This is a genomic window from Nostoc sp. DedSLP03 (assembly GCF_034530815.1).
Classification (GTDB): domain Bacteria; phylum Cyanobacteriota; class Cyanobacteriia; order Cyanobacteriales; family Nostocaceae; genus Nostoc.
Genome location: NZ_JAVRCK010000164.1, coordinates 1 through 9,313 on the forward strand (window position 1 = coordinate 1; position 9,313 = coordinate 9,313).

The following is a 9,313-nucleotide window of genomic DNA, read 5'->3' on the forward strand; positions in this document are numbered from 1 at the left end:
CTTTAAAATGATTATCATTACTGGTAGTGGAATAGTTTATTTTCTGGAAGTCCCTAACTGCTTTCTAAACAGGAGAGAGTTACAAGGATTTGCACGGAAGGAGCGATCGCCATCTTGCTGTACTCTTGCTGTACTTAGTATATAAGAATTTAAATCAAGTTCTGATTTTTGGTTTTCACTTGCTAATAGAGTTCTTCCATCGTTTCAATAAAGGAAGCATCATTAGAGACTATTTATAAAGTAAATCTTTAGAGAACAAGACGACGCAACATAATTCTGTACTTGGCATTAGCGAGAAACGGGATATTAGATACGGGTTTTAGTTAACATGGAAATTCCCCTGACATTGCAAATCAACTATGCCCAAGACTTGGAATCTAAAAATAGATAACTATTTTCAAGCGAACCCAAACTGCATCATTGCCACCGCCCATGTAGACAGCTTCCCGATAGACCTCCCCCTAGAACCGAACATCCGCGAACCGAACCGCAAAAGCGCGACCTACAGACAAGTCTTCGACTCACTGACAACCGAACCCGAAAAATTCTTCTCTCGCCACAGTGGAATCGTTCTGTCAGCTAATATTGCTAAACCTGTCAAGAACAAAACTGAACTGGAGCTAGAAATTTTAGAAGCTAACGAGGGCGGTAGCGATGGGATTATCAACGGTGGGCATACAGTTTTAGCATTTGAGCAAGCGAAAAATTACAAATACGACTTAACCCAAGCGAGGGTAAAAGTTACGATTCACATCGGACTCTCGGAAGACGAGGCTAAGGATATAGCCCTGGCCTCCAACACCACAACTCCAGTAGATTCTCGCTCCAAAGTCAACGCTAGGGGTGATTACAAATTCATCAAGCAGTATTTAGCTCAGTTAGAACAGAAAGAAGATAGAAAATTCCGCATCGCTTATTACCAAAACCAAAGCGGCGCTCCCAGAAATGCCCAGTGTAATGTAACCCATTTGCTCAAGCTCCTTTACTGCCTTGACAGAAATAAATACAACCCCGACGGCAATAAACGAACCAAACACCCAGCAGGGATGAGTCTCCCAAGTAATATCACAGACGCAGAAAGGGAAAGATTAACTGCTTTACTGCCTCTCTTGACTCATGCTCTGTGGATAGAGCAAAGACTCTATGAAATAATTCAAGAATATATCAGCAACCCCAGAAGAAAGGGTGCTAACGATTTAGCTTCAATTGATATACGTAAAACGACGTTATTGCCTGACAGCAAGTATTCATTCGGGTTTGGTGCGCCAACTGACTTGGCACTACCGATAATCGCATCATATCGGGTATTTCTAGACAAGGAATATAAATGGATTATTCCTTTTGACGAATTCGCCGAAGATTTTCTCCAACACCTGTGGAATAACTACTTCCGTAAATATTTGGTGTCGGAAAAAACAGCAGGGAATACAGTCGGCACAAAAATCAGCCGCAATCAAGAGATTTGGGAAAGTCTTTATATTTCGGCGCAAAGTTATCTAAATCAGCACTTGGTGAAAATGGTTAACTCCAGTAAGTCAGAAGAACCGAAGGTGACACAAGGTGCAAAAGGGCGTGTGCAAGCAGGTAAGAAATAATAGTATAAGTTTACTATAAAAAATTCATTTTAGATAGGCGATGGCTTTTAACAGTAAACAGTTGTCAGTCAAGTCGTAAAGTCCTTGGGTTTTAACTGATAACTGATAACTGTTTTAATTGATAGCTTAAGAAAGTGAAATCGAAAAAGTGCTATTGCTCACAGATTCTTTTCCATTTTCATATACAATAACAACTGCTCATTCAAGAGTAGCAAGAGAGGAAAAATAATGGCTGAACTCAAACTCCGGTCAAAAGATCCAGATTCCCTCAAACGCATTATTCAAAGTGCTTTGTCAGAAAGATTACAGAGTGTGACAGCAGGAATCAAAAGAACAGAAGAAAGGATTCAGGAATTTGAAACCAAATATAAATTATCGACTGAAGAATTTATCACTCAGTTTAATAATGATGAATTATCCCATAATTTTGACTTTGATGAGTGGATTGGAGAAGCTCGAATGTTGGCACATTTACAACAAGCAAAAGAATCCATAGAGGAGATTGATTTTGTTGATTGAAGATTATTTTCAGCAAGTTGAAATTTTAATTGAATCCTCCGAGATAGTTAAAATATTTCATATAGAAAATGAAAAAAGAGGAATGTATGAAGGTTTTATCAGAGCCAAACTCGAATTTAAAGATAACTCCTTGCTGCATTTGAGGGAATTTATTTATGTTGAAATATCCCTTGATAGAAAAATGTATAGCTATCAATATATGAATTCAGAGAATAATCTAATTTTTCGCTATGACAATACTGAACATCACCGAAAATTAAATCTGACTACCTTTCCTCATCATAAACATGATGGAAGTGAGGATAATATCGTTAAATCAGATGCTCCTTTTTTAGCTGAGATCCTAAAAGAAATTGAGAAAATATTAGGATAAGTGTGATGCCTATGGTAGACGTTGCCAATGTCCACAATGTCTTCAGCGATCGCTTGACATCGACTAATTTATTTTCGTTGTAGACCACGCCCTTGTTACAAAAGCGTAGTCTGACCTTAGCAATGGCTCTGCCAGAAATTCACATTCCTTGTATTATCCCTTATCCATTTACACTCAAATTAATCCTCTTTAATTGTTACCCAATCACTCAAAACAGCTATACAACAAGCAGTCAATGTTGGCCTTCTCAAGGTCTTACTTTCATGTTTAGCGATGTAACCACCCTCTAATTCGTTTTGCTCAAAAGAAACCCCAATTACGTCAAAAAGCTTATTAGCAACATTAAGAGAAATAGATTTAGACCAAGACATATTTACTCCCATAAATCCAAGAGTTAAGCTAAACAATTAAAACCAAACAATTAAAACCAATCTTCAACTACTTCAACTTATTCCTCTTTTTGAACCAGCAATTTCCCAGACACCCCAGCTGTAAAACCCAACCCAATCGCCGCTACAGTAACGCTGGGCTTGATAAACAACGTCGCAATTCCGATAACTGCGCCCCAAAGACAGCCATAACAGCAAACGATAATCAACTGATTTTTGGGTTTAGCCCTTTCGTCTGATATGGATTGATAGACTATGGTATAATCTTCGAGTTCACCAACGATTTCTGATAAAGAAGCGCCGTACTCTTTTTCCAATCTACAAATAGCCAGTCTGTCTGCTTTAACTGGACTTATGGCTAATTTTTGTAAAGAATAAGTTAATTTATCACTCATTTTAAACTCTCTATGCTCCGACATTCCAGAAAATATTTAGAAAAATTAAATCTTGCTGGAGAGATAAAAAGGCTTTCTTTTTCAGTCGGACTTGGAGATGTGAGAATACCGGAACTTGACCGGAACTCGACCGGAACTCAACGGTCACTGTGACGAATATTAGTGGTTAATGTTAAAAACGCTAAAACCATCTTTTTCATTTCCGCACAATCGGTTACTGTCAATCAATTGTGACAAGGCATTCCTCAAGTAAAGAACACTCTTTTTCTCTTCGCCCCACTTGCGGCTGTTTCTGATAGCAGCAAAAGAAGTTGGAGGGCTAACAGTAGCTGCAACGATCGCCACAATCTGTTCCAAATCAGCCTCAGAAACACTACTCTCTTCTACTTCCAGAAATTCCACTTCTTGATAAGGCTTTGAAAAAATGGACTCCAGATGATTAACTGCGTCTGATGGTGCAATTTTCTCCCCTCTGGGTATGACTGCCCTTTCATGCTGTTGAACTAATTCCGGGAAGAATTGAAGTAATGTTCTAGCCGGATCTGGTTGCCCATTGCCTGGGTGCAAATGGGTCTTTAGCCATTCGGGAATCATGCCCAAGTTGCCACCGCTAACAGGTTCTCCAAAGTTGTTAGGGTTGGCTTTGAAATATTCTCCACTAGCGACATTCATTTTGCGTAAACCACCAGCGCTAACCGCTTGAGCTACACAACCAATAAAGTTAACTGATTGCTTAAAGGTATCTGCCAGCCCAGCCGTAGCTTTACCGACCACGCTTGTCAGGTTGGAGCCATGCAGCACGATAATTAATGTACCACCAGATTTAGCGAAGCGAGAAAGTAAATATTGAATCGCCCAGGTGCGATCGCTCTCCTCCAACAATGACAGCAACCGCATCGCCTCATCAATTACTAGCAGTAAGTTTTTATGGGAGTAAGGTTCGCTTCCATCTAAACCCTTAAGAAATTTCAATAAATCACGAGCGACGAGTTGATCAGCCCCATCTGTATCAATATCTGGGTACTTAAGGGCAGAGGTTAAGTTGCAGGCAAAGGGGTAAACGTCCACCCCGGCTGTAAAGTATTGGGTGTTCAATGCGGGGTCAAGTGCTGTTGATAATGTTGCCAAGATTGCTGCTAAAGTTCCCTTGCCACCTCGTTGAGTACCAGCGATCGCAATGACTTGAGAACTCATCATATCCTCTACTTGGAATCCACTTTTCGTTAAAGCAGCGATAAGTGCGTTTGCCCTATTAGTCAGAGGAAGATTAATTAAAGTTTCTGGTGCAAGCTCATCAGAGGAAGATGGTTGTAACTCTGTCGGTCTAGAAAGCTCCGCAGCTTGGTTCATTTTGCCAATATCTACAGTCGGTGATTGAAACTGCTTGATATCTACGGTCGGTGGTAACTGGACGTTTGCCTGTGCGATCGCACTTATCTCCGACCGATTCACCCGACTGTCAATTGTCACATTCTGTAAATGGAGAGCCATGCTTTCATAAGTGGGTAGCTGACGACCCTTGAGCTTGCCAAACCAGCCAAACATCCAGCGATAAGCGTAAAAACGTTTTCCTGGCTCAACTTGGGTTAAATACTGACTAATATTTTCAAATTCAGCATGGAGAAAAGCGTACTCTTCTGCTGATTGTCGTTCTAGGAATTTAACAGTATTGGCAAGATGATCCGCTTGATAATTGCTCCTAGCATCATAATCCCCAGCACGAGCTAGAGCGTCTACAAAATTACCACGCACAAAAGGCAAGGGGGCAATCTCCTTGGTTCTGTTGGAATGTTCGACAACAAACCATAGCCACGCAGCGCCGCCAATTAAACCACCAACTAGCGCCAGTGGATTGACCGCATAACAAACTGCTCCGATCCCAGAAGCCAATAAACCAAGTACACGGGTCATGTCTGCTTCGTTCTCAGAAACTCGGGCCATTTCAAATAATCCATCTTTTCTTTCTTGCAGCCATTGGGCAATATTTCCGGCTTCCAAGTGAGACAAGCTAGGATATGATTCGCGTAAATATTCCGTTTCCTTAGTTGTAATTTTCGGGATATTATTACTTTGCATAAAAGAAATGCCCTGAAGAGTTATTGAGTGCCGCTCGACTCAAGAGTTATTGAGCGGCGCTCACTTTAATCAAGTCGCAAGTCGCAAGTCGCAAGTCGCAAGTCGCAAGTGAAGAACTCTCAAACGGTTCAGTTTAAGTCCCCGGCTTCTGCCGCAAGTATGTGTTTGCGGGGTCTAAATCCCCGTTACAAAACTTACTTGCGACTTGCGACTTCTCACTTGCGACTTGGTTTTAATCTTTGGTCAACCGCCAGATGGCAAACCCAATTTCACCCGCCATCATTGTGCCGATGTTAAACAAAATACAGCCCAAAATCATGAATGGTGCTGTAAATTCAAATGGGTTACGAGCAGCAAAGGTGGTGACAATATCGAATGCCCAAACCGCAATCACAACTAGCCCAGCGCTTGAGCGATCGCGTATACCTGCGGTTTTGTAGTCCGCCCAGAGTTGGCCTACTAAGTCAATCTTGCCACTAGGCTTAGTTTCAAGGTCATAAACCATGTGGTCTTGAAGCTCCCGTCGTGCGGAATCTGGGTTCTTACCCCGTAGGGCGTGGGCTTCGATGACCTGAACGCCTACAGAAATTATGAATGCAAGGTAAAAAAACGGGTTAAGCAATGCAAACGGCACATTTAGCCAATTCCAAGTCGGCTCAAACCACGGGCATACAGGCGGGCCTTGAAAGATTAATTGCCAAGTTGAATCAGCACTAATCATGGAACCGCCGATAAATAAAATCCCGCCAACTAACGCGCGACCTGCACCTCCATTAGCAACAAACTGATTGACAATCGCGGCGGCTGCTCTAATGGGTAAACCGACAATCATCACTACAGCCTTGGCACAAAAATCGATGATTTCACCAAGCGATCGCTTCTTACCTTTAGGCTTACTATCGCTGTTGCCAGTACTATTAGTTTCCGCACTTGATGAACTATTAGCCATTACTTTTTCCTCACTGGTTTGATATTTTGAACGCTTTTACAAATCTCTTTGGCTTTGTGCTTCCACTTCCAAATTCCTTCTTCAATTCGTCCAATACACCTACCCGTTGCGTCAAAAACATCAATAATCTCATCATCTTGATAAAGGGTTGTATCTGGTCTGGGATTGCGTTTAGCGCTATCAAAGTAATTGGTAATTCTCAACTTGCGACTTGTGGGCATGACTCCGGCTTCATATAACGCATAGCTGGTTTTTGCCCGTTCTTCTATACGTGAACGCTCTAATTCTTCCGAGGCTTTTAACCGTTGAATCTCGGCATAAGCCCCCAATTTGGGTACTAAGGGGATGATTACAGGCAAGATACAAATGCCAACACCAGCCAAAGCTAGATACAGTTGTTTCTTATACATGAGACTACTGTGCTACAGCGCTTTCTTGGTACAAATTTTTCCCATCTAAAACAAGGCGTTTCATGTTTCACGCTGTTTCACAAGTCTGAAACATTGATGAAACCGTTGAAACAGTTTTGTGAAACAGTGCTGTGAAACAGTTGGATGAATCACTACCTTTCATAAGGGCTTTTGAGCAAGGAATTAGCTGGTGTTTCATGTTTCATGTTTCACGTTTCACGCTGGGGGAATGCTGTTTCATGGTGTTTCACGCCCTGAAACATTGATGAAACCGTTGAAACAGTTTCATGAAACGTTTCATGAAACAGTGCTGTGAAACACTATCGCCCATCACTTTTACTTTGATGCCCGTCCCAGAAAAGTCAATCCTATACCTACAAGTAATCCCAAGAGAATGAATATCCCACTGCCAATTAATCCAGTAGCGACAACGCTACCAACGATATATGCACTACCACCGAAAGCGCCAACAACCGAAGTAGCAAACAATCCCGTACTCAGAATATCCATGACCTGTTTTTTCCTTTGATGAGTTAATAGTTCTTGAAGTAATCGAATTTCGGCAACAGTGGCAACAGTTTCATTTTGAATTTGTAGCAATACTGCCACTGTTTTATAAGCTTCTAAAATCGGATCTGTGTCCCCATTGAACTGACTCTCTCCCGCAACAAATTGAGTCGCGCTTTGAGTTGTTCTTTTTTTTGAATCGACTTCCCCAGCCTTGTTGAGGCTTCTTCTGCCAAATTAATCAAACTCTGATCTATCTCGGTAATCTGGTTATCAACTTCCAACATGGATTGTTCAGCGAAGGCATCCAACACCGTCCCTTTGGCTCCAATCAAGGATTCCATGAACAACAAAGCTCCTGTGACACCAGTTGATGCACCCAAAATCTTAGATTGCTCATTTTGAACGGCTATAGCACCAGAAATAGTCTCTTTATCAGCCGCAGTCAACTTGTATGAGGCTTGTTGAATTGCCTCATCAGCTTTGGTGATTGTAGCTTCGGGTATACCTGCTATGGGTGATTGTTGAGGCTGTAATCTCTCACTATTAGTAATGTCTCGAAATCTAGCTAAAATCTCCTCTGGAACTTGTGAATCGACCGTCCATTTTTGCTCTGGATATTGACGGCGTAGTTCATCAACTACTTTTCCAGGTACTTTGTTGAGAGCTTGTGCAAATTCTTTAACGATCATGATTTAGGCTCCTAAAAACTTTTCGGGGTGATTTTTTAATTCAATTGCCACTTTTTTCAAAGAACCTTTGGCTAAAACGTAACTTCTAATTCTTTGAAGCACAGGTAAGTGCCAGTTTGTCAACTTCGCTCGTCCGTTTAACCCTCCATTATCTTCGTCCCGAAAATCCTCAAATTCCGGCAAGTATAAAGAAGCTAAGTCTAGATACTTTTGGAACTGTCTAATTCCAACTGATGGCTCCAATTTTTTGGCTGCCTCCTCTCGTGTTAACAATTCTTCAACTACACAGCTTCCCTGAATTAGCAATGGTTTCGGCTCCTAGAGTTCCGACTGAGTTCCGGTTGAGTTCCGGTTGAGTTCCGATTAAATTCCGATTGAATTCCGGTACTGATAATACTAATAATAAAAAAACCACTGACTGGAGGGGAGGGTTTTTCTAATGGCTTAGTGTTTGGGAAACACTAACTTCTTAATAAGTAATTATGAATCGCCCCAAAATGATTAAGTACATACGGCTTTGGTTCGACAAATCTGGAGCTATTTTCATCAGCTAACCAGTTTTTTAGCGCCTCGACTGAGTAACCTGACAAACGACTCATTTGGTAAGTCGAGAAATTATGGACTTTTTTAAATTCTTTAGAATGTATTGGCTTAATACCAATATTTTTCATTACGATTGCTCCTACTATTTGTGAAGCTATTGTGGGAGTATTCCATTCTTTAACGTACCATACCGCACAGATATTTGCAAACATAACGCAAACTGCCGTACTATCTTTATATTATTTCTCTGTTATGTATGCCGAAATCAGGATTTAAAACAATCACAGTACCGGACTGGATTGTTGATGAAATTAAGAGACAGCCTGACTATAAAGGGAATCAAGCCGCCACTTTGGGGGCGCTCGTTAGGGATGGTGTTGCGGCTCGTGGCGGAGAATTGGAAAACCCAGCAATATTCCTTGCACAAGTACTAAATCACTTACCTAATTGGGAGCGGCGCGAATCCTGGGAGTTGGCGTTGACTATTTTGGGTTGGTTGCAAGAAACAGAGCGCCCTTCTAGTTAGCTTTGATGATATTACAGAGGTTTTCAGTTGAATGATTTTGCTGTTACGCGAGAGCGCTACCCCGGAGCAACTTGAACAAATGCTTACTGAACACAAGTTTTACATAAAAACAGCAGTCGATATCGAACGTCGGGTGCTGGTTGGTGGTGGTGATTTGCATTATGACTGCGAACAGGCTCTTTTGGGTGATGGTAGTCGGCAAGAAAATATCTGGGCAGCCAGTTTTATGCCTTTGACTGGGAAAATGATTTTTGAATCGATTGTCAATCTCCGCCCCCGGCAAAATAACCCTCTTCTGTCACTCTCCGGAATAAGCAAATAGTAAAAAAGCGAAATCAT

Annotated in this window: 14 protein-coding genes; 5 read left to right on the plus strand and 9 right to left on the minus strand. The window is 41.5% G+C overall.

Annotated features, from left to right (window positions below; translation table 11 throughout):
- Positions 1-359: 359 nt before the first annotated feature.
- From RM368_RS37145 to RM368_RS37155, 3 genes are all read left to right on the plus strand, one after another.
- Positions 360-1,595, plus strand: a complete 1,236-nt coding sequence (locus RM368_RS37145) for an AIPR family protein (RefSeq protein WP_322698696.1) — start codon at positions 360-362, stop codon at positions 1,593-1,595.
- Positions 1,596-1,823: 228 nt separating this feature from the next.
- Complete coding sequence (locus RM368_RS37150; protein WP_322698697.1) at positions 1,824-2,114, plus strand: hypothetical protein; 291 nt, start codon at positions 1,824-1,826, stop codon at positions 2,112-2,114.
- Positions 2,104-2,487, plus strand: coding sequence for a toxin-antitoxin system TumE family protein (locus tag RM368_RS37155; RefSeq protein WP_322698698.1), 384 nt, complete (start codon positions 2,104-2,106; stop codon positions 2,485-2,487). Before RM368_RS37150 ends, RM368_RS37155 begins: the two co-directional genes overlap by 11 nt.
- Before the next feature lie 179 nt (positions 2,488-2,666).
- Here RM368_RS37155 and RM368_RS37160 read toward each other — a convergent pair whose 3' ends face one another.
- The 9 genes from RM368_RS37160 to RM368_RS37200 form a co-directional block, all read right to left on the minus strand.
- Positions 2,667-2,858 (minus strand): hypothetical protein, encoded by a 192-nt coding sequence (locus tag RM368_RS37160; protein ID WP_322698699.1) that lies wholly within the window; start codon positions 2,856-2,858, stop codon positions 2,667-2,669.
- 77 nt (positions 2,859-2,935) lie between these two features.
- Positions 2,936-3,271: a hypothetical protein gene (locus RM368_RS37165; protein ID WP_322698700.1), complete on the minus strand. Its 336-nt coding sequence runs from the start codon at positions 3,269-3,271 to the stop codon at positions 2,936-2,938.
- A gap of 159 nt (positions 3,272-3,430) precedes the next feature.
- Positions 3,431-5,347, minus strand: coding sequence for a hypothetical protein (locus RM368_RS37170; RefSeq protein ID WP_322698701.1), 1,917 nt, complete (start codon positions 5,345-5,347; stop codon positions 3,431-3,433).
- A gap of 232 nt (positions 5,348-5,579) precedes the next feature.
- Positions 5,580-6,296 carry a hypothetical protein gene (locus tag RM368_RS37175; protein ID WP_322698702.1) on the minus strand — a complete coding sequence of 239 codons (717 nt, stop codon included), beginning with the start codon at positions 6,294-6,296 and terminating at the stop codon, positions 5,580-5,582.
- Positions 6,296-6,706 (minus strand): hypothetical protein, encoded by a 411-nt coding sequence (locus RM368_RS37180; protein WP_322698703.1) that lies wholly within the window; start codon positions 6,704-6,706, stop codon positions 6,296-6,298. Before RM368_RS37180 ends, RM368_RS37175 begins: the two co-directional genes overlap by 1 nt.
- 336 nt (positions 6,707-7,042) lie before the next feature.
- On the minus strand, positions 7,043-7,315 hold the full coding sequence (locus RM368_RS37185) for a hypothetical protein (RefSeq protein WP_322698704.1): 273 nt from the start codon (positions 7,313-7,315) through the stop codon (positions 7,043-7,045).
- Between the two features lie 14 nt (positions 7,316-7,329).
- Complete coding sequence (locus tag RM368_RS37190; protein ID WP_322698705.1) at positions 7,330-7,905, minus strand: hypothetical protein; 576 nt, start codon at positions 7,903-7,905, stop codon at positions 7,330-7,332.
- 3 nt (positions 7,906-7,908) lie between these two features.
- Entirely contained in the window at positions 7,909-8,211 is a 303-nt protein-coding gene (locus RM368_RS37195; protein WP_185582776.1) for a hypothetical protein, read from the minus strand.
- 155 nt (positions 8,212-8,366) lie between these two features.
- Positions 8,367-8,660: a hypothetical protein gene (locus RM368_RS37200; RefSeq protein ID WP_322698706.1), complete on the minus strand. Its 294-nt coding sequence runs from the start codon at positions 8,658-8,660 to the stop codon at positions 8,367-8,369.
- A gap of 44 nt (positions 8,661-8,704) precedes the next feature.
- Between RM368_RS37200 and RM368_RS37205 the strand changes: the two genes are divergently transcribed.
- Positions 8,705-8,974, plus strand: coding sequence for a hypothetical protein (locus RM368_RS37205; protein WP_322698707.1), 270 nt, complete (start codon positions 8,705-8,707; stop codon positions 8,972-8,974).
- A 31-nt stretch (positions 8,975-9,005) separates the two neighbouring features.
- Positions 9,006-9,296 carry a DUF5674 family protein gene (locus tag RM368_RS37210; protein WP_322698708.1) on the plus strand — a complete coding sequence of 97 codons (291 nt, stop codon included), beginning with the start codon at positions 9,006-9,008 and terminating at the stop codon, positions 9,294-9,296.
- Positions 9,297-9,313: the final 17 nt, after the last annotated feature.

Excerpts from the sequence above, each read along its gene's own strand:
- RM368_RS37175 (WP_322698702.1), bottom strand. The coding sequence starts at position 6,296 with ATGGCTAATAGTTCATCAAGTGCGGAAACTAATAGTACTGGCAACAGC.
- RM368_RS37160 (WP_322698699.1), bottom strand. The coding sequence starts at position 2,858 with ATGTCTTGGTCTAAATCTATTTCTCTTAATGTTGCTAATAAGCTTTTT.
- RM368_RS37190 (WP_322698705.1), bottom strand. The coding sequence starts at position 7,905 with ATGATCGTTAAAGAATTTGCACAAGCTCTCAACAAAGTACCTGGAAAA.
- RM368_RS37145 (WP_322698696.1), top strand. The coding sequence starts at position 360 with ATGCCCAAGACTTGGAATCTAAAAATAGATAACTATTTTCAAGCGAAC.
- RM368_RS37210 (WP_322698708.1), top strand. The coding sequence starts at position 9,006 with ATGATTTTGCTGTTACGCGAGAGCGCTACCCCGGAGCAACTTGAACAA.
- RM368_RS37205 (WP_322698707.1), top strand. The coding sequence starts at position 8,705 with ATGCCGAAATCAGGATTTAAAACAATCACAGTACCGGACTGGATTGTT.
- RM368_RS37200 (WP_322698706.1), bottom strand. The coding sequence starts at position 8,660 with ATGTTTGCAAATATCTGTGCGGTATGGTACGTTAAAGAATGGAATACT.
- RM368_RS37165 (WP_322698700.1), bottom strand. The coding sequence starts at position 3,271 with ATGAGTGATAAATTAACTTATTCTTTACAAAAATTAGCCATAAGTCCA.
- RM368_RS37180 (WP_322698703.1), bottom strand. The coding sequence starts at position 6,706 with ATGTATAAGAAACAACTGTATCTAGCTTTGGCTGGTGTTGGCATTTGT.
- RM368_RS37150 (WP_322698697.1), top strand. The coding sequence starts at position 1,824 with ATGGCTGAACTCAAACTCCGGTCAAAAGATCCAGATTCCCTCAAACGC.
- RM368_RS37170 (WP_322698701.1), bottom strand. The coding sequence starts at position 5,347 with ATGCAAAGTAATAATATCCCGAAAATTACAACTAAGGAAACGGAATAT.